The sequence below is a fragment of the Streptomyces bathyalis genome, from assembly GCF_015910445.1.
GTDB lineage: Bacteria > Actinomycetota > Actinomycetes > Streptomycetales > Streptomycetaceae > Streptomyces > Streptomyces bathyalis.
In genome coordinates this window covers 1,014,618-1,039,607 of the sequence record NZ_CP048882.1, presented here as the reverse complement: position 1 = coordinate 1,039,607, position 24,990 = coordinate 1,014,618, and the positions used below count along the sequence as shown (strand labels likewise).

Annotated in this window: 23 protein-coding genes; 14 read left to right on the top strand and 9 right to left on the bottom strand. The window is 70.9% G+C overall.

The genetic code is table 11. The features are described 5' to 3' along the window. The first annotated feature begins 8 nt into the window (after positions 1-8). From G4Z16_RS04610 to G4Z16_RS04600, 3 genes are read left to right on the top strand one after another with little or no spacing between them, the layout of a single operon-like run. A complete protein-coding gene (locus G4Z16_RS04610) occupies positions 9-2,033 on the top strand; it encodes a S9 family peptidase (protein WP_197349312.1) in 2,025 nt (674 codons plus the stop codon). Further along, a complete protein-coding gene (locus G4Z16_RS04605) occupies positions 2,030-2,974 on the top strand; it encodes a S66 peptidase family protein (RefSeq protein ID WP_197349311.1) in 945 nt (314 codons plus the stop codon). The genes G4Z16_RS04610 and G4Z16_RS04605 overlap by 4 nt, the downstream gene beginning before the upstream one ends. Next, the gene (locus G4Z16_RS04600) at positions 2,971-3,510 is read left to right on the top strand and encodes a DinB family protein (RefSeq protein WP_246530678.1); all 540 of its coding nucleotides are present in this window, start codon (positions 2,971-2,973) and stop codon (positions 3,508-3,510) included. The genes G4Z16_RS04605 and G4Z16_RS04600 overlap by 4 nt, the downstream gene beginning before the upstream one ends. 29 nt (positions 3,511-3,539) lie before the next feature. Here the strand turns inward: G4Z16_RS04600 and G4Z16_RS04595 are convergent, their stop codons facing one another. Then, positions 3,540-4,457: a haloalkane dehalogenase gene (locus G4Z16_RS04595; RefSeq protein WP_197349310.1), complete on the bottom strand. Its 918-nt coding sequence runs from the start codon at positions 4,455-4,457 to the stop codon at positions 3,540-3,542. Between the two features lie 59 nt (positions 4,458-4,516). Between G4Z16_RS04595 and G4Z16_RS04590 the strand changes: the two genes are divergently transcribed. Then, positions 4,517-5,158 (top strand): TetR/AcrR family transcriptional regulator, encoded by a 642-nt coding sequence (locus G4Z16_RS04590; protein ID WP_197349309.1) that lies wholly within the window; start codon positions 4,517-4,519, stop codon positions 5,156-5,158. A gap of 23 nt (positions 5,159-5,181) precedes the next feature. On the opposite strand, the gene G4Z16_RS04585 is transcribed toward G4Z16_RS04590, so the two are convergent. Next, positions 5,182-6,183 carry an aminoglycoside phosphotransferase family protein gene (locus G4Z16_RS04585; RefSeq protein WP_246530677.1) on the bottom strand — a complete coding sequence of 334 codons (1,002 nt, stop codon included), beginning with the start codon at positions 6,181-6,183 and terminating at the stop codon, positions 5,182-5,184. Positions 6,184-6,197: 14 nt separating this feature from the next. On the opposite strand from G4Z16_RS04585, the gene G4Z16_RS04580 reads away from it, so the two are divergent. The 7 genes from G4Z16_RS04580 to G4Z16_RS04550 all read left to right on the top strand — a co-directional run bounded on the left by G4Z16_RS04580 (position 6,198) and on the right by G4Z16_RS04550 (position 14,332). Continuing rightward, the gene (locus G4Z16_RS04580; protein ID WP_197349308.1) at positions 6,198-6,860 is read left to right on the top strand and encodes a 4'-phosphopantetheinyl transferase family protein; all 663 of its coding nucleotides are present in this window, start codon (positions 6,198-6,200) and stop codon (positions 6,858-6,860) included. Positions 6,861-7,029: 169 nt separating this feature from the next. Further along, entirely contained in the window at positions 7,030-9,045 is a 2,016-nt protein-coding gene (locus G4Z16_RS04575; RefSeq protein ID WP_197349307.1) for a DUF5107 domain-containing protein, read from the top strand. A gap of 231 nt (positions 9,046-9,276) precedes the next feature. Beyond that, entirely contained in the window at positions 9,277-10,038 is a 762-nt protein-coding gene (locus G4Z16_RS04570) for a DeoR/GlpR family DNA-binding transcription regulator (protein ID WP_197349306.1), read from the top strand. 91 nt (positions 10,039-10,129) lie between these two features. Beyond that, positions 10,130-11,491, top strand: coding sequence for an ABC transporter substrate-binding protein (locus G4Z16_RS04565; RefSeq protein ID WP_197349305.1), 1,362 nt, complete (start codon positions 10,130-10,132; stop codon positions 11,489-11,491). Then, positions 11,488-12,468 (top strand): carbohydrate ABC transporter permease, encoded by a 981-nt coding sequence (locus G4Z16_RS04560; RefSeq protein WP_425508048.1) that lies wholly within the window; start codon positions 11,488-11,490, stop codon positions 12,466-12,468. Before G4Z16_RS04565 ends, G4Z16_RS04560 begins: the two co-directional genes overlap by 4 nt. After that, positions 12,465-13,346, top strand: a complete 882-nt coding sequence (locus G4Z16_RS04555) for a carbohydrate ABC transporter permease (RefSeq protein WP_197349304.1) — start codon at positions 12,465-12,467, stop codon at positions 13,344-13,346. Before G4Z16_RS04560 ends, G4Z16_RS04555 begins: the two co-directional genes overlap by 4 nt. After that, on the top strand, positions 13,343-14,332 hold the full coding sequence (locus G4Z16_RS04550) for a zinc-dependent alcohol dehydrogenase family protein (RefSeq protein ID WP_197349303.1): 990 nt from the start codon (positions 13,343-13,345) through the stop codon (positions 14,330-14,332). The genes G4Z16_RS04555 and G4Z16_RS04550 overlap by 4 nt, the downstream gene beginning before the upstream one ends. A 210-nt stretch (positions 14,333-14,542) precedes the next feature. On the opposite strand, the gene G4Z16_RS04545 is transcribed toward G4Z16_RS04550, so the two are convergent. From G4Z16_RS04545 to G4Z16_RS04525, 5 genes are all read right to left on the bottom strand, one after another. Then, the gene (locus tag G4Z16_RS04545) at positions 14,543-14,899 is read right to left on the bottom strand and encodes a VOC family protein (RefSeq protein ID WP_197349302.1); all 357 of its coding nucleotides are present in this window, start codon (positions 14,897-14,899) and stop codon (positions 14,543-14,545) included. 33 nt (positions 14,900-14,932) lie between these two features. Then, positions 14,933-15,772 carry a class I SAM-dependent methyltransferase gene (locus tag G4Z16_RS04540; protein ID WP_197349301.1) on the bottom strand — a complete coding sequence of 280 codons (840 nt, stop codon included), beginning with the start codon at positions 15,770-15,772 and terminating at the stop codon, positions 14,933-14,935. Between the two features lie 69 nt (positions 15,773-15,841). Further along, complete coding sequence (locus G4Z16_RS04535) at positions 15,842-17,668, bottom strand: bifunctional phosphatase PAP2/diacylglycerol kinase family protein (protein WP_197349300.1); 1,827 nt, start codon at positions 17,666-17,668, stop codon at positions 15,842-15,844. A 262-nt stretch (positions 17,669-17,930) separates the two neighbouring features. Further along, positions 17,931-18,332, bottom strand: coding sequence for a DUF2795 domain-containing protein (locus G4Z16_RS04530; protein WP_197354157.1), 402 nt, complete (start codon positions 18,330-18,332; stop codon positions 17,931-17,933). Next, positions 18,319-19,545: a baeRF2 domain-containing protein gene (locus G4Z16_RS04525; RefSeq protein ID WP_197349299.1), complete on the bottom strand. Its 1,227-nt coding sequence runs from the start codon at positions 19,543-19,545 to the stop codon at positions 18,319-18,321. The genes G4Z16_RS04530 and G4Z16_RS04525 overlap by 14 nt, the downstream gene beginning before the upstream one ends. Before the next feature lie 168 nt (positions 19,546-19,713). Here G4Z16_RS04525 and G4Z16_RS04520 point away from each other — a divergent pair, with 168 nt between their 5' ends. Continuing rightward, positions 19,714-19,947 (top strand): DUF6158 family protein, encoded by a 234-nt coding sequence (locus G4Z16_RS04520; protein WP_197349298.1) that lies wholly within the window; start codon positions 19,714-19,716, stop codon positions 19,945-19,947. 156 nt (positions 19,948-20,103) lie between these two features. Here G4Z16_RS04520 and G4Z16_RS04515 read toward each other — a convergent pair whose 3' ends face one another. After that, positions 20,104-20,298 carry a hypothetical protein gene (locus tag G4Z16_RS04515; RefSeq protein ID WP_197349297.1) on the bottom strand — a complete coding sequence of 65 codons (195 nt, stop codon included), beginning with the start codon at positions 20,296-20,298 and terminating at the stop codon, positions 20,104-20,106. A 241-nt stretch (positions 20,299-20,539) separates the two neighbouring features. Continuing rightward, complete coding sequence (locus tag G4Z16_RS04510) at positions 20,540-22,501, bottom strand: thiamine pyrophosphate-requiring protein (protein WP_197349296.1); 1,962 nt, start codon at positions 22,499-22,501, stop codon at positions 20,540-20,542. 676 nt (positions 22,502-23,177) lie between these two features. On the opposite strand from G4Z16_RS04510, the gene G4Z16_RS04505 reads away from it, so the two are divergent. Both G4Z16_RS04505 and G4Z16_RS04500 read left to right on the top strand, forming a co-directional pair. After that, positions 23,178-24,008, top strand: a complete 831-nt coding sequence (locus G4Z16_RS04505) for a SigB/SigF/SigG family RNA polymerase sigma factor (RefSeq protein WP_197349295.1) — start codon at positions 23,178-23,180, stop codon at positions 24,006-24,008. A gap of 367 nt (positions 24,009-24,375) precedes the next feature. Next, a complete protein-coding gene (locus G4Z16_RS04500; RefSeq protein ID WP_197349294.1) occupies positions 24,376-24,939 on the top strand; it encodes a GAF domain-containing protein in 564 nt (187 codons plus the stop codon). The last annotated feature ends 51 nt before the right edge of the window (positions 24,940-24,990 follow it).

Below are 24,990 nucleotides of genomic sequence, written 5' to 3'. Positions count from 1 at the left end.
CATCCCACATGGCGAAGACCACGGCACCGTACGGCAGTTGGCCGTCCCCCATCGACGCCGCCCTCGTCGCCTCGCACGACGGGCGGCCCGATTACCTGGGCACTGTCGGCGCAGAGGTGTGGTGGACGGAGCCCCGTCCCGCCGAGGGCGGACGCCGCGCCCTGATGCGGCTGTCCGCGGACGGCGGTGAGGTCCGGTCGGTGCTGCCCGCTCCATGGAACGTGCGCAACCGCGTCATCGAATACGGCGGGATGCCGTGGGCGGGCACCGCCCGCGACGAGGGCGGGCCGCTGATCGTCTTCACCCACTTCGCGGACCAGCGGCTCTACGCCTACGAGCCCGACATGCCCGACCGGTCACCACGCCCCCTCACACCCGTTGCGGAAGTCATCCCCGGCGGGCTGCGCTGGTGCGACCCGGTGCTTGTGCCGGAGGGCCCCGGGGGGCCCGAAGTGTGGTGTGTGCTGGAGGAGTTCACCGGCGAGGGACCCACCGATCTGCGGCGTGTGATCGCGGCCGTGCCGCTGGACGGCTCCGCGGCCGACGACCGTGCCCGCGTGCGCGAACTGACCGACGACGCAAGCAGGTTCGTGACCGGGCCCCGTCTCTCCCCGGACGGCAGCCGCGTCGCCTGGCTCGCCTGGGACCACCCCGCCATGCCTTGGGACGGCACGCAGGTGAAGACGGCCCGTGTGACCGCCGATGGCCGGTTCGAGGATGTACGGACCGTCGCGGGGGGCCCGGACGAGTCGGTCGCGCAGGTCGAATGGGCTCCCGACGGCGCCCTGTTGATGGCCTCCGACGAGTCCGGCTGGTGGAACCTGCAGCGCCTCGACCTCGAGGCGTCCGCCACCGACCCCGGCGGCAGAAGGGCTCTCTGCCCCCGCGAGGAGGAGTTCGCCGCCGGGCTGTGGCGCATCGGGCAGAAGTGGTTCGAGCCTCTGGAGGGCGGCCTCATCGCGGCGCTGCACGGGCGGGGCGCCCTTCGGCTCGGTGTGCTCGACCCGGAAAGCGGTGAACTCGCCGACGCCACCGGCCCCTGGACCGAATGGGCAGCCGTGGCATCAGCCGGCACCCGTGTCTTCGGCGTCGCCGCGGGCCCGCAGAGCTCGTACGAGGTCGTCGAACTCGACACGCGCACCGGCCACAGCAGGGTCGTCGCCGCACACCACAAGGATCCCGTCGACCCGGCTCACTACCCTCAGCCGCACGAACGCACCTTTACCGGCCCCGACGGGCGCGACATCCACGCCCAGGTCTACCCACCGCGCCACCCCGGATACGAGGCGCCCGACGGGGAGTTGGCGCCCTACGTCGTGTGGGCGCACGGAGGCCCGACGAGCCGGGTTCCGCTCGTGCTCGACCTGGAGATCGCCTACTTCACCTCACGTGGCATAGGCGTCGTGGAGGTCAACTACGGCGGATCGACGGGCTACGGGCGTGCCTACCGCAACCGGCTGCGTGAACAGTGGGGCATCGTCGACGTCGAGGACTGTGCCGCGGTGGCACGCCAGTTGGCGGCGGAAGGCGAAGCCGATCCGGCGCGGCTAGCCGTTCGTGGCGGCAGCGCCGGTGGCTGGACCAGCGCCGCCTCCCTCACCTCACCGGCCACCGAGGGCCTCTACGCGTGCGGGACGATCAGCTACCCGATCCTCGACCTCGCCGGCTGGGCCACCGACGAGACCCACGACTTCGAATCGCAGTACCTGGAGTCCCTCGTCGGTGACCGGGAGCGCTTCCCCGAGCGCTACCACGACCGTTCCCCTCTCCACCGCGCCGACCGCGTAGGCGTGCCTTTCCTGCTGCTGCAAGGGCTCGACGACGTGATCTGCCCGCCCGTCCAGTGCGAACGCTTCGTGGCGGAGGTCGACGGCAGCGGCGTCCCGTACGCCTACATCACCTTCGAGGGGGAAGGCCACGGCTTCCGCCGCGCCGAGACGATCATTCGCGCCGTCGAGTCCGAACTCTCCTTGTACGCCCAGGCCTTCGGCATCGACCGCGACGACGTACCGGTACTGGAGCTGAACCGATGAGCCGCAGCACGACCGCAGCGCTGACCAGGTTGCCCCGGCTTCGTCCGGGCGACCGTGTCGGAATCGTCGCCCCCAGCGGACCGGTGCCCGAGGAACGGCTGAAGGCGGGCGTGGCGATTCTGCGCGAGTGGGGCCTGGAGCCTCACGTGGGCCCGCACGTCCTCGATCCTCACCCGGCCCTCGGACACCTCGCCAGCACCGACGAACACCGGGTCCGCGACCTCCAGGAAGCGTGGTGCGACCCGACGTTGGCGGCCGTCATCTCGGCGCGGGGAGGCTACGGCACTCAGCGCGTCCTCGACCTGCTCGACTGGGACAGGCTGCGCGAGGCCGCCCCGAAACTCTTCGTCGGCTACAGCGACCTCACCGTCCTGCACGAGGCCGTCTCTCAGCGCCTCGGCCTCGCCACCCTGCACGGGCCGATGCCGACGACTGCCGCGTTCCTCGAGGACGAGGCGACGCGTGAGCACCTGCGGCGGTCGCTCTTCGAGCCCGAGACCGTCCTGACCATCGGGCCCACGGCCGAAAGCAGGACGCTCGTGCCTGGTCGCGCCCACGGCATGACCCTCGGCGGGAACCTCTCCCTCCTCGCCTCCGAGCGAGGCACTTCGCACGCCCGCCCCTCCGCCGCCGGGGGCATCCTGCTGCTGGAGGACATAGACCAGCCGCCCTACAGCATCGACAGGTTGCTGACGCAACTGCTGCGCTCGGGCTGGTTCGACGGCGTCGCCGGCATCGCGCTGGGTTCCTGGACGGCGTGCGGCGACCCGGAGGAGGTCGGCGCGGTGCTGCGTGACCGGCTGGAACCGCTCGGCGTTCCCGTCGTCGAGGAGCTCGGCTTCGGCCACGGCCCGTCGACACCCACACTTCCGCTCGGTGTCCCTGCCGTACTCGACGCCGACGCCCGCACTCTCACCTACGACGAACCGGGACTTCTGTGACCGCCATCGAACCCTCGATCCCGCCGCTGCCGCCGGGCGAGCCCGATCCGTCCGTCGCCGATCCGCACGCGCTGCTGCGCGGCTACCTCGACTTCTACCGCGACACCCTGCTACGGAAGATCGACGGGCTGTCGGAGGCCGACCTGCGGAGGAGCCATGTGCCCTCGGGCTGGTCGCCGCTGGAGCTGGTGCGGCATCTGACCTACGTCGAACGCCGTTGGCTGGCATGGGGGTTCGAGGCCGAGCGGGTCCCGGACCCGTGGGGCGACAGGGGCGGCGACGACAGATGGCGCGTCCCGGACGGAGCCGTGACGGCCGACATCGTCGACGCGTTCCGCGCGCAGTGCGACCGCTCCCGCGAGATCGTCCGCGAGGCCCGCCTGGACGCCCACGCCCGGCTCGGCGGACGCTTCCCCACCGAGGACGAGGCTCCGTCGCTGGCCTGGATCCTCTTCCACCTGCTGCAGGAGTACGCCCGGCACGTGGGCCAGCTCGACGTGGCGAGGGAACTGGCGGACGGAGCGACCGGGGAGTGAGCAGGGGCCTGCGGCGCCCTGCAGCTCATTCATGAACCCGTGTGTTGTTCGAGGAACTCAGCTATGTGCTGGGCCAGTTCCTCACCCGCGTCCTCTTGGAGGAAGTGCCCGGCACCGCGAATGACCGGATGATCGTGTCCCTGTGCGCCTCGCATCTCGCGCCGGAAGATCGGGGCCATGCCTTCGGTGATCGGGTCGCCGTCGCTGAAAGCCACCAGCATCGGAGTGGGGCTGTCGCGCAAGGCAGCCCAGGCGGCCCGGTTGGCTGCAGTGGCGGGGTCGTCCGGTGACGTGGGCACCAGGCCGGGCATCGCCCGGGGACCGGCGCAGTAGGAATCGTCGGGGAACGGCGCGTCGTAGGCGGCGCGTACCGCGTCGCTCATCGGGCGCTGACATCCGGACTGCACGAACCGGCCGATGTCGAGGGTGGGCTGGCCCTGGATGGCTTCGCGGAATTTCCACCAGATGTCGGGCATCGGGATGTCGCCCGTGGGCAGGCCGGTGTTGGCCACCACCAGACGCGCGAAGCGCTCCGGGTGCTCGGCGGCCAGGCGCAACCCGATCAGGCCGCCCCAGTCCTGTCCGACCAGTGTCACGCTGGTGAGGTCAAGGTGATCGAACACCAGGGCGCGTACCCATTCGACGTGGCGAGCGTAGGTGTGGTCGAAGACCCCGGTCGGCTTGTCGGAGCGGCCGAAACCCACAAGGTCCGGGCAGATGACGCGGTGGCCGGTCGCAGCCAGCGTCGGCATCATCCGCCGGTACAGAAACGACCATGACGGCTCACCGTGCAGCATCAGTACGGGACTGGCGTCGGCGGGCCCGTCTTCCACCCACGCCATCCGCAGTTCGCCGCCTTCGTCGTCGGACACGTTGGCGTACCGGGGCTCATAGGGGAAGTCGGGGAGATCGGCGAATCGTTCAGCGGGAGTGCGCAGGATCTGCATGGCCGTCGACCCTAACGGCGAGTTGACTGACCGGTCAACTCCCCCCTAGGTTGGCCGCTATGGAGACACGTGAGCGGATCGTCCGTTCTGCGGCCAGGCTGTTCATCACCCGTAGCTACCAGTCCGTGGGAATCAGCGATCTGTGCGCGACGGCCGACGTGCGGAAGGGCAGCTTCTATCACTTCTTCGCCTCGAAGGCCGACCTGGCGAAGACCGTCGTCGACCTGCACGCGGCGGAGTTGGAACGAAGCCTTGGCGAGGTCGATGAGGACGACCCGGCAGCCCGGCTGCTGGCAGTCGCCGATGCGGTGACCTTGGTTCAGAGGACCTTTGAGGAACAGTTCGGCCGGATAGTGGGTTGCCCGTTCGGCAACCTCGCCGCCGAACTGTCCACCACGGATGAAGAACTCCGCGCACATGTCGCGGCGGTGCTGACGCGCTGGGAGGCGCACTTGGCCGCTGCCTGCCGGCACGCCGCCGCACACGGCGTCCTACGGGAAGGCGTCGAGCCGGACCTGCTGGCGCACCTGACGCTCGCCCAGATCCAGGGCCTGATCCTGCTGGCGAAGGTCTCCGGGGCCCCTGCTTCCCAGATCACGACGGGGCTGCGCGCGTTCCTCGACCTCAACCTCCGGGAGCCGGCCGAGAACCGGCCCCGAACTGATCCGGGCCACCAGGCAGGCAGCCGACAGGGGAAGTGAAGTGCGCCGAGGCCGGGGCCCGTTCAGAGCTCGGTGAGCTCCGCCAGTACCCGTACCTGCTCCGACATCCGCACGGTGTCCGACAGATCGCCGTGGCCGTCGAGGTGGTACAGCAGGAAGTCGACGAGGCGTGCCACTGCCCAGGCGCGCAGTCGTGCCACGTCCGTACCGGTCGCGTCGGCCACGAGCGCCGTACGCCGGGCGAGCACCCGCCGCGGATCGGGATGCCCGAAGGGGTCGTCGGTCTGCTGGATCAGCGGCCACGGGTCGAAGGCGGGGTCCCCGTACATCGGCTTGGTGTCGATCGCCAGCCACGGCTCGCGCTCGGCGGTCAGGAGGTTGCCCGGGTTGAAGTCACCGTGAACGACGGTCTTCCGTCCGCCGGCGCGCGGGAGTTCGCGAAGCAGCCGGGCGCCGAGCAGGAAGAGACCGGTATCGACCCCGGCGGGCCAGTCGTACCGCTCGACGCGTTCCTCCGCGTGATCGGCCCAGCCGGACGCCACCGCCGACAGCGGCTCCACGAACGGCACTCGGCTGTCGCCGCCCGTGCCCGTGTCAGCGCCTGTACCCGTGTCCTCGACGCCCGTCCGCGGGCCCGCGTCCCACAGCCGCCGCAGCACCCCGGCGCCCAGCAGCAGCCGTTCCTCCGCAGGCAGCTCCGTCGCGGTGCGCAGCTCCCTGCCCGGCTCGCAGCGTTCCAGCAGCAGGGCGTACCGCTCCGGGTCGTGCTCGAACACGAGTACCGAACCGCGGCCCGCCCACAGCTTCAGCACCTCGCCCTCGGGCCGTGCCTCCGCATGCGGCCACGTCACCTTCAGCACGGCGGCGGTTCCGTCCGCCCGCCGCGCCGGAGCCACCCAGGAGCAGCTGCCGCCGTGGTACGGGACGCCGAGCCGCAGCTCCCAGCGGTCGCGGAACTCCTCGACAAGGGCGGGCAGTTGCGTCAGCCACCGGCGTCCGCTCGCGGTGCGCCGCATGTCGTTCATGACCGGCAGCGAGGGCGGGAAGAGCGAGGCGTCCGTCACGGTACGTTCGTACCATGACCGCCGGCCCCGCCCCTTCCCCAGCTCCCGCGGCCCCGGAGACGGTGATCCTTCGCGTGTCCGGGAACGCCGCCCGCGCCACCCGCGAACTGGAGTGGCTCTCCCAGGACGAGCGGTCACGGGCCGCGGCGTTCAGACGTCAGGAGGACCGGGACCGCTACCACGTCGCGCACACGGCGCTGCGCCGTGAACTCGCCCGCCGTACGAACACCGCGCCGTCCGAGCTCCCCCTCGTCCGCGCCGACTGCCCGGTGTGCGGCGGCCCGCACGGCAGGCCCGGCCTCGCGGGCGACCCCTTGCACTTCTCGCTCTCGCACGCGGGAGATCTGGTGCTCCTCGCGTTCGCCGCCGCACCCGTCGGCGTCGACGTCGAGTCGCTGCCGGGCCCGGGAGTCGTCGAAGAGGTCTCCAGGACCCTCCACCCCCGGGAACAGGACGAGCTCGGCGCCCTGCCGCCACAGCAGCGGCCCGCGGCGTTCGCCCGATGCTGGACGCGCAAGGAGGCCTACGTGAAGGGGACCGGGAGCGGACTCGGGGAGGAACCGTCGGTCACGTACGTCGGCACCTCACAGCGGCCCGCCTCACCGCCGGGCTGGACCATCGGCGACCTCGACGTGGCCACCGGCTACGCCGCCGCGTGGGCGCTTCGGCGCAGCTGACCCGCCCCGGCGACAGTCCCGCCGGGCCCGGCGTCCCGGGTGGGGGCCAGTGGCGCGAGGGGGAGCGTCCCCAGCAGACCGGCGCCTGTTCAAGGGGACGTCCAGCGTGTTCCATGGTCATCAGGGGGTCCCGGCAAGGCGGCGGCACCCACGGAGGATCGAGGTAGCCGTGCCGACGACGCTGCGCCGCACCACTCTGACCCTGCCCGTCGCACCCGTCGGCCCGGAGAATCCGCTGCCCCCGCTCGCGCCCCTCGACGAGATGCACACCATCGACGAGCACGAACGGGCCGCACTGCCGCCTGACATGGCGCGTCAGGTCGGCTACGCACCGCTGCGGTCCGTGCTGCCCACCCGCATCCTCGACGGCTACACGCGCGAGCGCGCATCCGCCTCCCTGGACGCTCTGGTCCTGGAGAACGACCGGCTGCGGGTGACCGTGCTCCCGGGACTCGGCGGCCGCGTCCACTCCCTGCACCACAAACCCACAGGACGCGAGCTGCTCTACACCAACCCCGTTCTGCAGCCCGCGGACTTCGCCCTGAACGGTGCCTGGTTCTCGGGCGGCATCGAGTGGAACATCGGCGCGACCGGCCACACCACGCTCTCCGTCGCGCCCGTCCACGCCGCCCGCGTGCCCGCCCCCAACTGGGGGCCCCACCCACCCGCAGCTGGGGGAGACATGCTGCGGCTGTGGGAGTGGGAGCGCCTGCGCGACACTCCGTTCCAGGTGGACCTGTGGCTCCCGGAGGGATCCGACTTCCTCTACGTCGGCGCCCGCATCCGCAATCCCCACGACCACACCGTGCCCGTCTACTGGTGGTCCAACATCGCGGTGCCGGAGGACGAGCGCACCCGCGTCCTCGTTCCGGCGGACGAGACCTGGTACTTCGCCTACGAGCGCCGCCTGCGCCGCATCCCCGTGCCGGAGTGGGACGGTGTCGACCGCTCGTACGCCTTGCGGAGCGAGTTCCCGGCCGACTACTTCTACGAGATCCCCCGCGAGGAGCGGAAGTGGATCGCCTCCCTGGACGAGCAGGGCACAGGCCTTGTCCAGACCTCGACGGACCTGCTGCGGGGCCGGAAACTGTTCGTGTGGGGCCACGGGCCCGGAGGGCGGCGCTGGCAGCAGTGGCTCACCGAGCCCGGTACCGGCGGCTACGCCGAGATCCAGGCGGGCCTCGCCCGCACCCAGCTCGAACACATTCCGCTGGAGGCGGGGCGGGAGTTCGCATGGCTGGAGGCGTACGGGCCGCTCGCCGTCGATCCGGCCACCCTCCACGGCGACGACTGGGCCGCCGCACGCAGACACACCGCCGCCCGTCTGGAGGAGACCCTGCCCCGTGCCGACGTGGACGCGGCCTTCGCCGCCTGGCTTCCGCATGCCGACACCGAGCCGGAAACCGAAGGGGACGGCAGGTGGCTCGCCACCGGCTCCGGCTGGGGAGCGCTCGAAGTCGCACGCGGCGGCCACAAGTTGACCGGCACGCCGTTCCCCCGCGAGACGATGGGCGAGCAGCAGCGGCCCTGGATCGAACTGCTGACGAAGGGGCGGTTCCTCGACGACGCCGCCGGCGCTCAGCCCGCTCTGACCGCCTCCGATCCCGGTCCTTCACTTGTCTCCGACGCCTGGCGCAACCAGCTGGAGTGCGCGCCCTCGGGACCGGTGACCGACTACCACCTGGGCGTCGCGCAGTGGCACGCGGGCGACCGGGCGCAGGCCGTGCGCAGTTGGGAGCGCTCTGCCGCGGCGGCGCCCACGCCCTGGTCCCTGCGCTGCCTCGGCCACGCCGACGCCTACGACACCGCCGGAGGCGTGCATCCCGAGCGCGCCGCCGACCGGTATCTGGCCGCGCTGGACCTGGCGACGGCCGCCCCCGCGCCGACCCTCGCCGCGTTCGTGCGCGAGGCGGTGCCCGTTCTCCTCGCGGCGGGCCGCGCATCCGCCGCCGCCGATGCCCTGGAACTGCTGCCGCCGGGGTTCCGGCTCCGCGGCCGCTTCCAGCTCCTGCACGCCCAGGTGCTGCTGGCGAACGGCGAGAAGGAGGCGGCGCGGGCGGTCTTCGACGAGGGATTCGACGTCGACGATCTGCGCGAGGGCGACGAGGTGCTCGGCGAGACCTGGGCCGCCCTCACCACGGAGCCGCTGCCCGCTCGGTACGACTTCCGGATGCGCCCGGCCTGACGAGCCGGACCTGGAACGGGCATCACGGCCCCCGAAACAGACACCGTGGTGTGCCGCGCGCGCCCCACCGCCCCAGGGCACAGGGCCCGCAACCGACGGTGAAACGGGCAGATACGGTCACGATCCCGTCGGTACTTGGCCTGGTCCCCGTGTTCGAGGGGCTGTACAACTCTCCACACGGGCCCGAACGGGCAGATCCGTGACCGTACGGAGAGGAAGGGGGCGTCGTCCATGAGCGCGGAGGAACGTCAGCGGGAGATCGTCGGGGCCGCCCGGCGAAGTGGCTCCGTCGACGTCGCCGAGCTCGCCGCCGAACTGGGCGTCGCGAAGGAGACGGTCCGCCGGGACCTGCGCGTACTGGAGTCCCACGGGCTGCTGCGCCGCACGCACGGAGGCGCGTACCCGGTCGAGAGCGCGGGCTTCGAGACCACGCTCGCCTTCCGCACCACCATGCACGTACCGGAGAAGCGCCGCATCGCCGCCGCCGCGGTCGAACACCTCGGTGACGCGGAGACGGTCTTCATCGACGAGGGCTTCACGCCGCAGCTCATCGCCGAGGCTCTGCCACGTGACCGGCCGCTGACCGTCGTGACCGCCTCCCTCGCCGCGGCGGGCGCGCTCGCGACGGCCGAGGAGATCACGGTGCTGCTCCTCGGCGGACGGGTGCGGGGCGGCACGCTGGCCACCGTCGACCACTGGACGACGAAGATGCTCGCCGGCTTCGTCATCGATCTGGCCTTCATCGGAGCCAACGGCATCTCCCGCGAACACGGCCTCACCACGCCGGACCCGGCCGTGAGCGAGGTCAAGGCGCAGGCTCTGCGCGCCTCACGGCGCCGCGTCTTCGCCGGCATGCACACGAAGTTCGGCGCGGTCAGCTTCTGCCGCTTCGCGGAGGTCGGCGACTTCCAGACGATCATCACCTCCACAGGGCTGCCCGCCTCCGAGGCCCACCGGTACTCGCTGCGCGGACCTCAAGTGATCAGGGCCTGAAGGCCCGTACACGGCCGGCCTCACCCTCCGCCGCCGGCCCGTCCCGTGCATCCACCGCCCGTTTCGCCCCCATATGACCAGGAGACCGCACATGCGCATCCGCAGCCGCCACAGGACACGCGCAGTCATAGGCGTCGCCACGGCCAACGTGCTGCTGGCCGCCTGCGCCGGCGCCGGGAGTCTCGCCACCGGCGGCGACACCATCAACGTCCTGATGGTCAACAACCCGCAGATGGTCGAGCTTCAGAAGCTCACCGCCAAGCACTTCACCAAGAAGACCGGCATCAAGGTCAACTTCACGACGCTGCCGGAGAACGACGTCCGGGACAAGATCGGGCAGGACTTCGCCAACCAGGCCGGCCAGTACGACGTCGCCACGATCAGCAACTACGAGGCGCCGATCTACGCCAAGAACGAGTGGCTCAAGCCCCTGGACGGCTATCTGAAGAAGGACCCGGGCTTCGACCAGAAGGACATCCTTCCTCCGATCCGCGAGTCCCTGAAGGGCGAGGACGGCAAGACCTACGCCGAGCCCTTCTACGGCGAATCCTCCTTCTTGATGTACCGCAAGGACGTCTTCGAGAAGAAGGGCCTGAAGATGCCCGACAAGCCGACCTGGCCGCAGGTCGCCGAGCTCGCCGCCAAGGCCGACGGCGCACAGAAGGGCATGAGCGGCATCTGCCTGCGCGGGCTGCCCGGCTGGGGCGAGCTGATCGCTCCCCTGACCACGGTCGTCAACACCTTCGGCGGCACCTGGTTCGACAAGGACTACAAGGCGAAGCTGACCGACCCCGCCTTCGTCAAGGCCACCAAGTTCTACATCGACCTGGTGCGCAAGCACGGCGAGTCAGGCGCCACCCAGTCCGGCTTCGCCGAGTGCCTCAACAACATGACGCAGGGCAAGTCCGCGATGTGGTACGACGCCACGTCGGGCGCAGGCTCGCTCGAAGCCGCCAAGTCCCCCGTGAAGGGCAAGATCGGCTACGCGCCGGCGCCGACCGTGAAGACCAAGTCCTCGGGCTGGCTCTACAGCTGGGCGTGGGGCCTGCAGAAGTCCTCCCGCAACCAGGACAAGGCGTGGAAGTTCATCTCCTGGGCCTCCAGCAAGGAGTACGAACGGCTGGTCGGCAAGGAGTTCGGGTGGGCCAACGTCCCCGCGGGCAAACGCACTTCCACCTACGGCATACCCGAGTACAAGAAGACCGCCGGCGCCTTCGGCGAGACCACGCGCAAGGCCATCACCGAAGCCGACCCGCGTGACCCGGGCGTACAGCAACGCCCCACCATCGGCATCCAGTTCGTGGACATTCCCGAGTTCTCCGACCTGGGTACCAAGGTCTCCCAGGAACTCAGCGCGGCCATCGCCGGACGCCAGTCCGTGGAGACGGCCCTGAAGAAGTCGCAGCAGCTGGCCGAAGAGATCTCCGAGGAGTACGAGGGGCGAGGGCAGTGACGAACACGACCGAGTCGACGACCACCACTACGACCACACCGCCCGGCGGGTCCGGGCACCGCACCGCACGGCCCGCGGGCCCGGCGAAACCGCCGCCGGGGCTGCGCGCCTGGGTCACCCGCGCGCCGCTGATGCCCGCGCTGATCTTCCTGATCATCGTCACGCAGCTGCCGATGGTGGCCACGCTGGTGATCTCCGTCTTCGACTGGAACGCGCTGTATCCGGAGGCCCGTTCGTTCGCCGGGCTTGCCAACTACGGTGAGGTGCTGGGCGATCCGGAGCTGCGCAAGTCGGTCTTCACCACGATCCTCCTCACGGTCACCGTCGTGCTCGTCAGCCTCGTGCTGGGGATGCTCCTGGCCCTGCTGCTCGACCGCCGCTTCAGGGGCCGCGCGGCCGTCCGGACGATGCTGATCGCGCCGTTCCTGCTGGTACCCGTGGCCGCGGCACTGCTATGGAAGCACGTGCTCTACAACCCCGAGTACGGGCTCTTCAACGGCGTTCTGCACTGGATCCTCGGTGACGGCGCGGCCCAGCCGGACTGGGTCGCCGAGATGCCGCTCGGCGCGGTCGAGGCGTCGCTGGTGTGGCAGTGGACGCCCTTCATGATGCTGATCCTGCTCGCCGGGCTGCAGAGCCGGCCGACGGAGGCCGTCGAGGCCGCACGCATCGACGGCGCCGGCGCATGGCAGGTCTTCCGCTACATCACGCTGCCGCATCTGCGCCGCTATCTCGAACTGGGCGCGCTGCTCGGCACGGTCTACATCGTGCAGAACTTCGACGCCGTCTTCACCATCACCTCGGGCGGCCTCGGCACCGCGAACCTGCCGTACTCGATCTACCAGACCTTCTACCAGGGCCACGAGTACGGCACCGCATCCGCCGCCGGCGTGCTCGTCGTGATCGGCTCCATCATCATCGCCACCCTCGCGCTGCGGGTGGTCTCGTCCCTCTTCCGTGAGGAGGCCACATCATGAGCGCCGCGTCGCCCGCCACTTCCATACCGTCCGCCGTGGACACCGCGCCGAGGAAGGTGCGCAGGAGGAACGCCGCACTGGGCCTGATCGCATGGCTCGTCGGGATCCTCTTCGTACTGCCCGTGCTGTGGATGGCCCTGACCTCGCTGCACTCCGAGGCCGACGCCGCCACGAACCCGCCGTCGCTGGCCGCGCCCCTCACGCTCGACGGCTACCGCGAGTTCTTCGGAGCCGGGGGAGGACCGAGCCCGTGGTTCTCGCTCGCCAACTCCGTTACCGCGTCCGTCGTTTCGACGGCGTTCGTACTGCTGCTGGCGCTGCCGGCCGCGTACGCGCTGTCCATCCGTCCCGTGAAGAAGTGGACCGACGTCCTGTTCTTCTTTCTGTCCACGAAGATGCTCCCCGTCGTCGCCGGACTGCTGCCGATCTACCTCTTCGCCAAGTCCACCGGGACGCTGGACAACATCTGGTTGCTCGTCATCCTCTACACCTCCATGAACCTGCCGATCGCGGTGTGGATGATGCAGTCCTTCCTCTCCGAGATCCCCACCGCGCTCATCGAGGCCGCACAGATCGACGGGGCCCGGCTGCCGGTGATCCTCACCCGCGTCGTCGCGCCGATTGCCATGCCCGGCATCGCCGCGACCTCTTTGATCTGCTTCATCTTCAGCTGGAACGAGATGCTCTTCGCCCGGGTCCTGACGGGCGTGATCGCACAGACCGCGCCCGTCTTCCTGACCGGATTCATCACCAGCCAGGGCCTGTTCCTGGCGAAGGTCTGCGCCGCGTCGCTCGTGATCTCCCTGCCGGTGCTCGCGGCGGGGTTCGCCGCCCAGGACAAGCTGGTCCAGGGCCTGTCTCTAGGAGCCGTGAAATGAAGGCAGCTCTCGTCGAGTCCGTGGGCAAGGTCGGCCTCACCACCGTGCCCGATCCGACGCCGGACGCCCGCCAGGTCGTCGTCCGGGTGGCGGCCTGCGGCCTGTGCGGCACCGATCTGCACATCCGCCAGGGCGAGTTCGCACCGTCGCTGCCTCTCGTGCCCGGTCACGAGTTCGCCGGCGAGGTCGTCGGCCTTGGCAGCGAGGTGACGGAGCTGTCCGTCGGCGACCGGGTGGCCGTCGACCCCTCCCTGTACTGCTACGAGTGCCGCTACTGCCGGACGGGGCACAACAATCTGTGCGAACGCTGGGCCGCGATCGGCGTGACCACGGCAGGCGGCGCCGCCGAATACGCCGTCGCGCCCGTCGCCAACTGCGTGAAGCTGCCCGAGCATGTACGCACACAGGACGCCGCCCTCATCGAGCCGCTGTCCTGCGCCGTACGCGGCTACGACGTGCTGAAGAGCCAACTCGGGTCACACGTACTGATATACGGCTCGGGCACCATGGGCCTGATGATGCTGGAGCTGGCCAAGCGGACCGGCGCCGCCGCCGTCGACGTGCTCGACCTGAACGAGGAACGGCTGGCCACCGCACGCCGGTTGGGCTGCTCGTCCGCGGCGGCCACGGCCGACGAGCTGGACCGCCCGCAGGGCTGGGACCTCGTCGTCGACGCCACGGGGAACGCCGCCGCCATCCAGGACGGCCTCGGCCGCGTCGCGAAGGCCGGAACGTTCCTCCAGTTCGGCGTCTCCGACTACGCGACGACCGCCACCATCGAGCCGTACAAGATCTACAACCAGGAGATCACCATCACCGGCTCGATGGCCGTACTGCACAGCTACGAGCGTGCGGCCGAACTCTTCGCGGGCGGCGTGCTGGACCCGGAGATCTTCATCTCCGACCGGCTGCCCCTCGACGAGTACCCGGACGCGCTCGACCGCTTCGCGGCGGGCAAGGGGCGGAAGATAGTCGTCGTGCCCTGACGGGCGGCCTTCGGCCGTGATCCCCGGGGCGTTCACCGCCCCGGGGGGCCGCGAACCGTTCCCGGTCGCGCAACCGCTCCGACGGCGTGAACTGCGGCTCGTCCTTGATGGGTTGGCGTTCAGCGGGGCTCCCGCCCCCGGACGGGGCCGCGCATGTGCCGCGCACGCCGGCGGGCCTGCGCTATCCGCCCGCCTCCTGGCGGGCTGCTGTCATCCGCCCGCCTCCTGGCGGTCGACGTACTCGAACACGCTGCCGTCAGGATGGCGGGCGATCACACTGCGCCCGACCGGGGTCTCCTTGGGGCCTGCCACGATCTGGGCGCCGACCGCCTCCAGGTCCGCGACGGCTTCGCCGACGTCCTTCACGGCCAGCGTCGCCGCGATCTTCCGGAGGATCTCCAGATGCTCCGACGGGCCGCTCATCAAGACGAAGGGCCCCACGGCCGCGACCGAGACCGGTCCTTGGGCGAAACGCACCGCCTCGGTGCTCGTCAGCCGTTCGTACGCCGGAACTGCAGCGTCCAGATCATCGACGCAGACGCGCAGTGAAGTCCCCAGAATGTCCATGTCCCGCACCCTAGTTGGGCGACTCGGCGCACGTCAGGCCCGGCACAGGATCTCCCTGTGCGGCACGGCGAACCAGCCGTCCTCCCGCGCACCCCAATCCAGCCATGCGTCCGCCGCGTCCCTCAACTGCTCACGCGTGGCATGACCGCCCTCCACTGCGGACGTCGCGAAGGACGAGCTGAGCGTGCGCTCCGCCCACGACTCGCTCCACCACGCGCGGTCCTCGCCCGAGGCGAAGCACCACGTGGCCGACGACGCGGTGACGTCCCGCAGTCCCGCCTCACGCGCCCAGGCAAGCAGCCGGCGTCCGGCGTCGGGCTCGCCGCCGTTGGCACGGGCCACCCGCCGGTACAACTCCTGCCAGGCGCCCAGCCCCTCCACCAGCGGATACCAGAACATCGCGCCGTAGTCGGCGTCCCGTGCCGCCACGATGCCGCCCGGAGCGCACACACGGTCCATCTCCCGCAGCGCCCGCACCGGATCGCCGACGTGCTGAAGCACCTGATGCGCGTGCACCACGTCGAAGGCACCGTCCGGGTGCTTCAGGGCGTGCACGTCGCCCACCTCGAACGTCACGTTGGCCAGGCCACGGCCCGCCGCCGCCTCACGCGCGCGCTCCAGCACGCCGGATGCCGAATCGAGTCCCGTGACGTGCCCCTCCGGCACCAGCGCCGCAAGGTCCGCGGTGATGGTGCCGGGCCCGCACCCGATGTCCAGCACCCGCATGTCCGGCTTCAGTTCGGCCAGCAGGTAGCCCGCCGAATTGACCGCGGTGCGCCACGTGTGGGAACGCAGCACCGCCTCGTGGTGACCGTGTGTGTAGACGGCCGTCTCCTCGTTCCCGGCCGCCCGTGCCCCGTCATTCGCCGCCATGACGCGCAGGCTATTGCGTCTCGGGCGGTGGAGGACACCGGCGACCGGCATGCGGACCGGGGGCCGCGCTCACAGGCTCAGCGGCCGGTAGACACGCAGCGCCTCGTGCTCCTTGTCGAGCAGCAACCGCCCTGGCGCCTTCGCCACTTCACCGTCGTAGCTGAGATGGGTGCCGGGTGGGATGTCCGTGATCATCATGCGGCGCAGCCGCGTCGTGCTGTGGAGCGGAGATCGGTCGACGGCGCTGGTGAGGGCCGCTATGAACAGCCGGGTACGGGCCCAGCGGCCCGCCTTGACGATGCGGACGTCGAGTATCCCGTCTGCCAGGTCCTGCCGCCGCACGGGCGCCATGCCCACCCGGTAGGCGCAGTTGCCGGCGAAGAGCAGCCACAGCGCCCGCTCCTTGCCGCCCAGCCCGGCCTCGACGGGTCCGCTCGTACGCAGGACGCGCAGCGCGGCGAGCACCCCGGCCGGCCACGGGCCGATGCGGTGCGCCCACCGTTCGCGGATGCGGACCAGTTCCGGATACGCGCCGAGGCTGAAGGTGTTGAGGAAGTAGCCCGGCGCCCGCGGCTCCGGTGACGACAGCGCGGCCTCGGCTTCCGCGTCGCTCATGCCCCCCGCTTCCGCGGCCCGCACGATCTCCTCGGCACCCGAGACCGGCTGGGGCGTGAAGCGTCCCAGGTCCACGGCGACGGCGTCGCCCGACTGCACGGCCCGGCAGGTGTCGGCGAACTCCTCGATTCCGAGGTCGAAGGCGAAGTGGTTGTGCGTGCCGCCCGGCAGGACGGCCAGCGGAACCCCGGCACGCATCGCGCAGACGGCGGCGGTGTTCACCGTGCCGTCCCCGCCGCAGACGCCGAGCGCGCCGCCCAGCTCCGCGGCCCGCTTGGCCGCTTCCTCCAGCGCCAGGCCGATGTCGTCGGACTTCGGGTCGCAGGTGATGATCTCGGCCTTCGGCAGCATGTTCCGCACGACGCCGAGCGCCGCGGGTTCGATGGCCTCCGCGACCTTCTCCTGTTCGGCAGCCGCGGTCTCCCCGTTCCGGTTCACCTCCAGCAGGTTCGTCGCGGGGAGGAAGTCGGACTCCTCCAGCCGGGAACCGGACGTGGCGTTGGCGACCAGCACCAGCCCCGAACCCTCCGGCATCGCCGGCGCATCGGCCAACGGGCGTCCGGGGGAGGGGAGTTGCGAACGGGTGGGGGCGATGCCGCGTACGGCGAAGGCCGAACCGACGCCGAGGGCCGCGCCCACCAGGACGTCGCTGGGGTAGTGGACGCCGGTGTAGACACGGGAGAAGGCCACGGCCGCCGCGATGGGCGCGACCGCGGCGCCCCAGCGGGGAGACTCCAGGGCCACCCCTGTCACGAAGGCGGCGGCGGAGGCCGCGTGGCCCGACGGGAAGGAGGTGGTCACCGGCTGACGGTGCAACTGCCGGATGAGCGGCACTCCTTCGAGCAGCGGACGCTCCCGCCGCACAGCCTGCTTGCCGAGGGTGTTGACCGTCGTCGACGCCAGGGCCAGTGAAGCCAGCCCACGCGCGGCGGCCCTGCGGGCGCGCGGAGTGTTGGACAGCGCCATCGCACCGGCGACCGCGAACCACAGCCGCCCGTTGTTGGCGCTCCGGCTCAGGCGGGGCAGCACTCGCTCCGGACCGGGCCAGTCGCGGTTGGCAACCAGTTCGAAGAGGCGGCGGTCGGTTGCCGACCAGGCCCGTGACGCGGGCCAACTCCGCCAGGACGACGTACTGTCCGTCGCCGCAGCCGTCCTGTTCCAGCGGGCGAAGGGTGACTTGAGAGTCCCGGTCCCCGGCTTCGCCGTGCCGACCCGGTTCTGAAGGCGCCGCCGCTGCAAGCCGCGCAGACTCTCGCCCACACGGTCGGTGAAGGTTGCCATGAATCTGCGCCTTCTCTGACCTTGTTGTCCGTAAACCTTCGCGTCAGGCGACCGCGCTGTGCCCCTCTCGTGAAGCGGGTCCACGAGAGGGGCACAGCGAAGCGGTTCCCGTCGTCCGAGCGACGGGAACCGCTTCGCTCCTCTCATACGGCCGGAACCGGCGCCGGTCCCGTCACGGCCGCACAAGCCGCGTGGGCCCGCCGCGGGACCTCACCACGCCCGACGCGGGGCGGTGTGCCCGCGGCTTGCCGTTCCATGCCGGTCACGCCTGAGGCTTCCGCCCCAGCGCGGCCATCACCTCCTGCACATTTCCGTACTTCTCGCCGCCCTTGGGCAGCTCACGCACGGTCTCCACCAGGAAGTCCGGCGCGTACTGGTCCATGAGCGTGCGCTTGAGTCCCTCCCGGCCCGCCGGGAAGGCACCGCGGCCGAGATGCCGTGCCAGTTCGGAGCGCAGGGCCTCGTCCTCCGCCTCCTCGCGGTCGGTGGAGCGCAGTCCCTGCTGTACGGGGTGTTCCGTGATCTCGGGGTCGTCGTCGGCCCCGGGCTCGGGGTCGTCCCACTCCTCGGCCCGTGTGGGGTGCCCGGACCGGATCCAGCCCTGCATCTCCCGCTTGGCCTCGTCGTCCCGGTGGACATTCAGCCGGTCACTACCGCGTTGCATGTTGTCCGCCACCGGCTCCACCTCCTTCCGGTGCTCCTTCGTGCGGCCAGCGCAACAGCGCCCCGAGACCGCCGTCCGGCAGGTCCCGCGGCACGCCTTCCGGTACGTCGGTGTCGCGTACGCACAGCACGTCGGCGCCCGTTGCCGCCGCGGAACGCAGCAGCGCGTCGTCGGCGCGTGCCGGGGAAGGCTCGGTCGCTCCCAGGTACTGGGTTTCGCTGCGGCGCTGCGCGAGCTGGCCGGGCTCGTCGCCCACCCAGACCTCGCGGCGCGTGTCGGGGCCCTCCGGCCGTACGAGCAGCACGCCGATGCGGTGCTCGCGCGCCGCCTCGACCAGTGCCGGCACACCTTCGGCCGCGCCGATCCGGCCCGCGCCGCCCGGCGCGCGCCCGGCCTGGAAGCGTTCCATGACTTCGGCGGTCCGCTGCCGCGCATAGTCGGCCCGCGCGTTCGCGACCTCTTCCGCGAGCAGTCTCCGGCCGCCCGCGGTGTTCGAGGCGGGCCCCTCGGCGTGGCTGTCGGCGCGTACGCCGTGCTCCGCCTGGACGGTCCGTTCGCGCAGGTCGGGCGGCAGATGCGCGTACACGGAATTGCGTTCGCGCGCCTCACCGGCCAGCACGAGCACCTCCGCTCCGCACTTCTCCCAGCGGACGCGCAGCTCGTCGGCGATCTCCGCGGCGTTCTGCTCCCAGGTGTTCTCGACCCTTGCCTGGAAGTGCTGCTCCGACCAGTCGGCCGACGGGGTGCGGTGCAACGGCCAGTCGCTGCCCGTGACGCTGCCGGCGGGCTCTGCGCCGAGAGAGCCGGTCAGCTCGAATTCGGCGCCCTTGCGGTCGATGTAGGCCACGAGCGCCGGAGGATCGCTGTCGGCGAGTTCGACGAGCGGGCCCGTGTGCGGGAGCGGCTGCCAGACGGCGATCGGGCCGCCGCCGGGCGGTGGCGCTGTGAGCTCTGTGTCGAGGACGACTTCGCCCTGGGTGGCGAAGACCGCGTGAGCGGGGGGTTCCGGGCCCCGGCTCAGCGACATGAGCCTGTCGTGAACGGCTCTGCACGTGGGGTCGTCAGCGCCTGCGTCCTTGAGCTGGTCGCGCGCCGATTTGGCGTTGAGCTCGTGACGGGCGGCTGCGTCCTCGGAGGCCGTGCGGGTGTCGAAGTAGACCGACGCCCAAGGGCCCTTGCGCTCGAAGAGCGGACCGAGGAATCCGAGTTCCATTGATTCCCTCCTTGGATCGCCGAGGCCGGGTACCCGTACGGTCGCGGACCACACGAACCGCGCCGGCATGTCCGTCCGGGCAGGTCGGCGGCAGGTGGGCGCAGACGCAGCACGAAGCACGCAGAGTCACGAGAGCGACACGAGAGCGACACCGAGAGAGGGAGCCCCATGGGAATCGATCCCCGCGAGCTGTCCGACGCGGAGCTTCTCAGGGAACTGGAGACCATTCACCGCACCCGGCACGACACCCTGCTGCACGCACCGAAGGACGCGCTTTCCGCGCACAGCGTCAGGATGGCGGAGCTGGAGTCGGAGTATCTGCGCCGCCACCCGGACCGCCAGATCACGCCCGGCCGCACGAGGGAGGGCGCCCGCGCGAGGGAGTCGTCACCGGGGACATGACGGGGCATGACGGGACAGGGCGTATGGGGCGCCCGGGTCCGCACGACGGGGTCGACCGGTGCGGAGCCCGGGCACCACGCCCATCGGGACTCGCCCTCCGTGCCCCTGCCTTCGGGCGCTCCCGGCGCAGGCCGCCGCGCCCGGCCGCGGATCGTCCTACCCGTCCCGCTTGTTCGCGACCACGCGCAGCGTGCGCCAGGCCGGGCAGGGCGCTGATCTCGCGACGCAGCCACGCGGCCAACGCCAGTGCGCCGTCGAGCAGTTGGTGGACGGGCTGGTGGTGCCCAGCAGATTCTCACGGAGCTTCAGCACCGAGGGATCGACCAGCTGTCCCTGCCCCGCTCGTGGCATACGTCTGCGACGCCCTTGCTATCGGCGCACGTCCCGTACGCGGTCGGAGTGATCAGCACCGTGCCCACGGCGTCCGGTTGGCGGGCGAACGCGTCGGCAACTCCTGCGGCCCAACCCGTTGCGCTTGTAGTGCGCGAGGGCGTCGAGGACGGGCGCGCGGGAGTGGTCGAGTGTCCGCGACGGAGCGGCCGTGCCCGGCCGCTCCGTCCCAGGCGCACCGGCCGGTGCGCCTGGACCGGCCTCATGCGTCCGGCCCCTTCGCCGTGTGCTCGGGCTCGCGTCCGGCCGCACGCTTGCGCTTCTTGGGCTTCTTGCCGACCTTCTCCCCGCCACCCTTCGTCTTGCTCTTGCCTCCGTCCTCCTCGTGGGCGCCGGCGGCCTCGTCCGGCTCCTCGCTCCCGTCGGACGGATGGGGCCTGCCGCCCGGCAGGAACTCCTGCAGTTTCGCCTTGAAGCCCTGCTTGACCACGGCCTTGCGGTCGGGGTCGCCCTTCATGATCGACGCCACCGTGGCCTCGATCTGGTCCCAGTCGGCGTGTGGCGGGATCGGCGGCACGGAGGGGTCGGTCATGAACTCGACCACGGCCGGTCCGTCCGACTCCAGCGCCTGCCGCCACGCGTCCTCCACCTCCTCCGGCTTCTCGGCCCTGATGCCGGTCATGCCGAGGGTGCGTGCGAACGCCGCGTAGGAGACATCTGGCAGGGACTGCGATGGCACGAACTGTGGCGAGCCGCCCATGGCCCGCATCTCCCAAGTCACCTGGTTCAGGTCGCGGTTGTTCCACACGCCGATCACGAACCGCGGATCGTCCCAGGACATGCGGTACTTGGCGAGCGTGACGAGTTCGGCCATCCCGTTCATCTGCATCGCGCCGTCCCCGACGAGAGCGACGACGGGGCGGTCCGGATGGGCGAACTTCGCGCCGATCGCGTACGGAACGGCGCAGCCCATCGTCGCCAGCGTCCCCGACAGGGAGCCGCGCATGGTGCCGCGCATGGTCAGGTGACGGGCATACCAGTTCGTCGTGGATCCTGAATCGGCGGTGATGATCGCGTCGTCGGGAAGCAGCGGATCGAGGCAGTGGGCGACGTATTCCGGGTTGACCGGGTCCGCACTCACCTTGGCGCGCCGCCGCATCACGTCCTTCCAGCGGTCGACGGAGGCCATCAACTCCTCCTGCCACTCCTGCCCTTCCTCCTTCTGCCGGAGCTTGGGCAGCAGCCGCTGCAAGGTGGACCTGGCGTCGCCGATGAGGTTCACCTCGTACGGGTAGCGCATCCCCGCCATGTGCGGGTCCAGGTCGATCTGGACGGCGCGGGCCTTGCCGTACGGCGGCAGGAACTGGCTGTAGGGCAGGCTCGATCCGATGGTGAGGAACGTGTCGCAGTCCCGCATCATCTCGTAGCTGGGACGGCTCCCCAGCAGGCCGATGGGGCCGGTGACGTACGGCAGGGTGTCCGGCAGCACGTCCATCCCGAGCAGCGCCTTCGCCACTCCCGCCTGCAACATGCCCGCCATCTGCTGCACCTCGGCCTGTGCGCCGCGTGCGCCCTGGCCCGCCAGGATGGCGACCTTCTTACCGGAGTTGAGCACTTCGGCGGCGTGGTCGAGGGCCTCCTCGGTGGGCTCGGTGCGCCAGCCGCTGCTGCCGAGGCTCGAGGGAACCATCTTGAACTCGTGGCCGGGCGGCCGGTATTCGAGATCCTGCACGTCGGAGTGGACGATGATCGCCGTCGGCGCACGGCGGGCGTAGGCGGTGCGGATGGCGCGGTCGAGGACGTTGGGCAGCTGCTCGGGGACGGTGACCGTCTCCAGGAACTCCGAGGCCACATCCTTGAAGAGGGAGTGCAGATCGACTTCCTGCTGGTACGAGCCGCCCATGGCGGAGCGCGCCGTCTGGCCGACGACGGCCACGACGGGCACGTGGTCGAGCTTCGCGTCGTAGAGCCCGTTGAGCAGATGGATGGCGCCCGGGCCCGACGTCGCGGTGCACACCCCGAGCGTGCCGCGGAACTTGGCGTAGCCCACGGCCTCGAACGCTGCCATCTCCTCGTGCCGGGCCTGGACGAAGCGCGGTTCGTTCCCGGCCCGTTCCCAGGCGGCGAGCAGGCCGTTGATGCCGTCGCCGGGGTAGCCGAAGACGTGCTCGACGTCCCACTCGCGCAGCCTGCGCAGGATGTAGTCGGAAACCTTCTCGGACATGGATCGCGCTCCTCTCCCGCATGCCGGCCCTGCCGGCGAGTTCGGGTTCCGGTCCCCCGCTCGTTTGCTTCCGGGCCCCGGCCGGTCCCAAGACGGCCCTGGGCCCACGGCCGGCGTCAGTTCTCCGGCCTCGATGACTGCTGGGTGCGCCCCGGCACGGGGCGTCCTCGCGGACGGGCGCGGACCCGGCGGGCGTGGACGGAACCGGGCCTGGCCTCCCCGGTGTCGACGTCACCGGCCGGCTCGGCTCCTCCATGCCGGCGGATCCGGGCAGCGGGATTCCCGCCCGGGTGCGTCCCGCATCCTCCGCCGCGGGGGCACGCGGTCGCGGCCCCGGAGGACTCAGGTCCCCGCATGCCGGAAGGTGCCCGCACGTCGTCGCAGTCGGAAGGCATGCGGCCCCGGGTTACCGGGCGGGGAGGCAGGAAACCCACGGTCCTGCCACGGCCGACCCGGGGTTGAACCCAGTCGGGTGCCTTAAGACACAGCGCCGGAGCGGACGTTGACGTTTGCTGCCAGGAGTGAAGGGCAGCCGGAGAGTAGTGCTTCGGCAAGAAGGCACATCCGCGGGAGCGAGAGTTCTGTCTCTGCTCAGGGCCGTGATTCCGGTCCGTCCGCTGGTGCTCTTCTCCCGCGGTGTCCGCAGATGCGTAACACCTAGGGAAGGCCAAAGCACATGACTTCCGCAGTGACGCGCACCGAGCGTGCGCGCCATCCGCATGACGACGCCCCTGATACCGCGGCGGAATTCCGCCGTATCGCCTCCCTGCCCGAAGGCCGGGAGAAGGAAGAGCTCAAGCAGCGGGTCGTCGAGGCGTGGATGCCGATGGCGGAGCGTCTCGCGCAGCGTTTCCGCAACCGCGGGGAGACGCTGGAGGACCTGCAGCAGGTCGCCTCGCTGGGCCTGGTCAAGGCCGTGCGCCGCTACGATCCCGACCGCGGCAGCGCTTTCGAGAGCTTCGCGGTGCCCACCATCGTCGGTGAGGTCAAGCGGCATTTCCGTGACCACATGTGGGGGCTGCATGTACCGCGCCGGGTGCAGGAACTGCGCAACCGGGTGCGCACCAGCCGCCGTGAGCTGAGCCTGACGATGGGCGAGAGCCCGTCGGTGGCGCAGATCGCCGAGCACGCACGCATGTCCGAGGAGGACGTGCTGGTGGGCATGGAGGCGCTGGAGAGCTACAGCACCCTGTCCCTGGATGCCGAGCTGCCGGGCGCGGACGACGGGTACTCCCTGGCGGACACGCTGGGACGCGCCGAGCCGGGCTTCGACAATGTCGTCTACCGCGAGTCGGTCAAGCCGCGGCTGGAGCGGCTGCCGGAACGAGAGCGTCGCATTCTGTACATGCGGTTCTTCTGCGACATGACGCAGACGAACATCGCCGACCAGCTCGGCATCTCACAGATGCACGTCTCGCGCCTCATCAGCCGCACCTGCGACCGCCTCCAGCACGAGGTCGACGCCGACATGGAACGCGAGCGCGAACCCGAACTCGCCGCGGCCTGACCCGGCGCACCGGCATCCACCGGGCGAGGGGCCCGTCACATCTCCGTTCCGGCTGGTGTGGCGGGCCGCGTACGCGGTCGGTACGGGGCGCCACCCGGCCCGAGTTCACCACGTGCGCCGGGCGAGCGGGGGGTCGAACCGGCTCATTCCGGACAGTGCCCGGAGCTCCACGGCCCGCCATGGACTCCGCAGCCGTTCCGGAAACCCTGGGCACGGTCGCTGACGTCCCGACACCCGGCATGCGGCTCACGAGGCGCGGCCAGATCACCTGCCCGTCGCCGCTCGGGCCCCGCGATGTTCACGAAGCCCTCCGAAACTGCACACATGCGGCCGTTTTCCGTCCCCCTACCCGGGCAGCCGAACGCATGTGGAAGACCAGCAACCGCTCGGCGCCCTGGAGCGCCCCCAGCACGAGGCTCTCCTCTCCGTGATGCCGCTCGCGGAGCCGGACGAGCGGGCGACAGGGCGGGAAACCTTCTCCCGCGGGTTCAGCGAACTCGCGGAACACGCCGTCGTCTCCACCTCCGGGAGCTGCGCGGCCGCCGTCACGCTGACCGACCCCGAGGGCGGCCCGCTGACCGAGACGCCCGAGGGACGCGCCTCCGCCGTCACACACCCCGAGGTGTCCGAACTGGTCGCCGTCCAGTGGGAGTCCGAAGAGGGCCCGGTGCCCGAGGCTCTGGAGAGCGGCGAGCCGGTGTTCGTCAGCGATGTGCGGCACGAGACACGGTGGCCGCGCTACCGGGAGATGGCGCTGCAGCGGGGCCTGCGCGCGTGCGCGACGCTGCCCTTCCGCCACGAGGGCGCCGTGCTGACCGTCTCCGTCTACGCCTTCCACCCGGACGGGCTGAGCGGGGTGGTCGAGGAGAAGAGCACGGAGCTCGCCGGCCTCGCCGAGCAGGTCGTGCGCAGCCGCGGGCGCTGCGCGTAGCGGCGGGCGGGCAAGCCGCACCCCTGCGCCGGGCGCCTACGTGTCGTCACG

Coding starts and splice junctions, on each gene's coding strand:
- G4Z16_RS04610 (WP_197349312.1), top strand. CDS start 9: ATGGCGAAGACCACGGCACCGTACGGCAGTTGGCCGTCCCCCATCGAC.
- G4Z16_RS04605 (WP_197349311.1), top strand. CDS start 2,030: ATGAGCCGCAGCACGACCGCAGCGCTGACCAGGTTGCCCCGGCTTCGT.
- G4Z16_RS04595 (WP_197349310.1), bottom strand. CDS start 4,457: ATGCAGATCCTGCGCACTCCCGCTGAACGATTCGCCGATCTCCCCGAC.
- G4Z16_RS04590 (WP_197349309.1), top strand. CDS start 4,517: ATGGAGACACGTGAGCGGATCGTCCGTTCTGCGGCCAGGCTGTTCATC.
- G4Z16_RS04580 (WP_197349308.1), top strand. CDS start 6,198: ATGACCGCCGGCCCCGCCCCTTCCCCAGCTCCCGCGGCCCCGGAGACG.
- G4Z16_RS04570 (WP_197349306.1), top strand. CDS start 9,277: ATGAGCGCGGAGGAACGTCAGCGGGAGATCGTCGGGGCCGCCCGGCGA.
- G4Z16_RS04565 (WP_197349305.1), top strand. CDS start 10,130: ATGCGCATCCGCAGCCGCCACAGGACACGCGCAGTCATAGGCGTCGCC.
- G4Z16_RS04555 (WP_197349304.1), top strand. CDS start 12,465: ATGAGCGCCGCGTCGCCCGCCACTTCCATACCGTCCGCCGTGGACACC.
- G4Z16_RS04550 (WP_197349303.1), top strand. CDS start 13,343: ATGAAGGCAGCTCTCGTCGAGTCCGTGGGCAAGGTCGGCCTCACCACC.
- G4Z16_RS04545 (WP_197349302.1), bottom strand. CDS start 14,899: ATGGACATTCTGGGGACTTCACTGCGCGTCTGCGTCGATGATCTGGAC.
- G4Z16_RS04540 (WP_197349301.1), bottom strand. CDS start 15,772: ATGGCGGCGAATGACGGGGCACGGGCGGCCGGGAACGAGGAGACGGCC.
- G4Z16_RS04535 (WP_197349300.1), bottom strand. CDS start 17,668: ATGGCAACCTTCACCGACCGTGTGGGCGAGAGTCTGCGCGGCTTGCAG.
- G4Z16_RS04530 (WP_197354157.1), bottom strand. CDS start 18,332: ATGCAACGCGGTAGTGACCGGCTGAATGTCCACCGGGACGACGAGGCC.
- G4Z16_RS04525 (WP_197349299.1), bottom strand. CDS start 19,545: ATGGAACTCGGATTCCTCGGTCCGCTCTTCGAGCGCAAGGGCCCTTGG.
- G4Z16_RS04520 (WP_197349298.1), top strand. CDS start 19,714: ATGGGAATCGATCCCCGCGAGCTGTCCGACGCGGAGCTTCTCAGGGAA.
- G4Z16_RS04515 (WP_197349297.1), bottom strand. CDS start 20,298: ATGCCACGAGCGGGGCAGGGACAGCTGGTCGATCCCTCGGTGCTGAAG.
- G4Z16_RS04510 (WP_197349296.1), bottom strand. CDS start 22,501: ATGTCCGAGAAGGTTTCCGACTACATCCTGCGCAGGCTGCGCGAGTGG.
- G4Z16_RS04505 (WP_197349295.1), top strand. CDS start 23,178: ATGACTTCCGCAGTGACGCGCACCGAGCGTGCGCGCCATCCGCATGAC.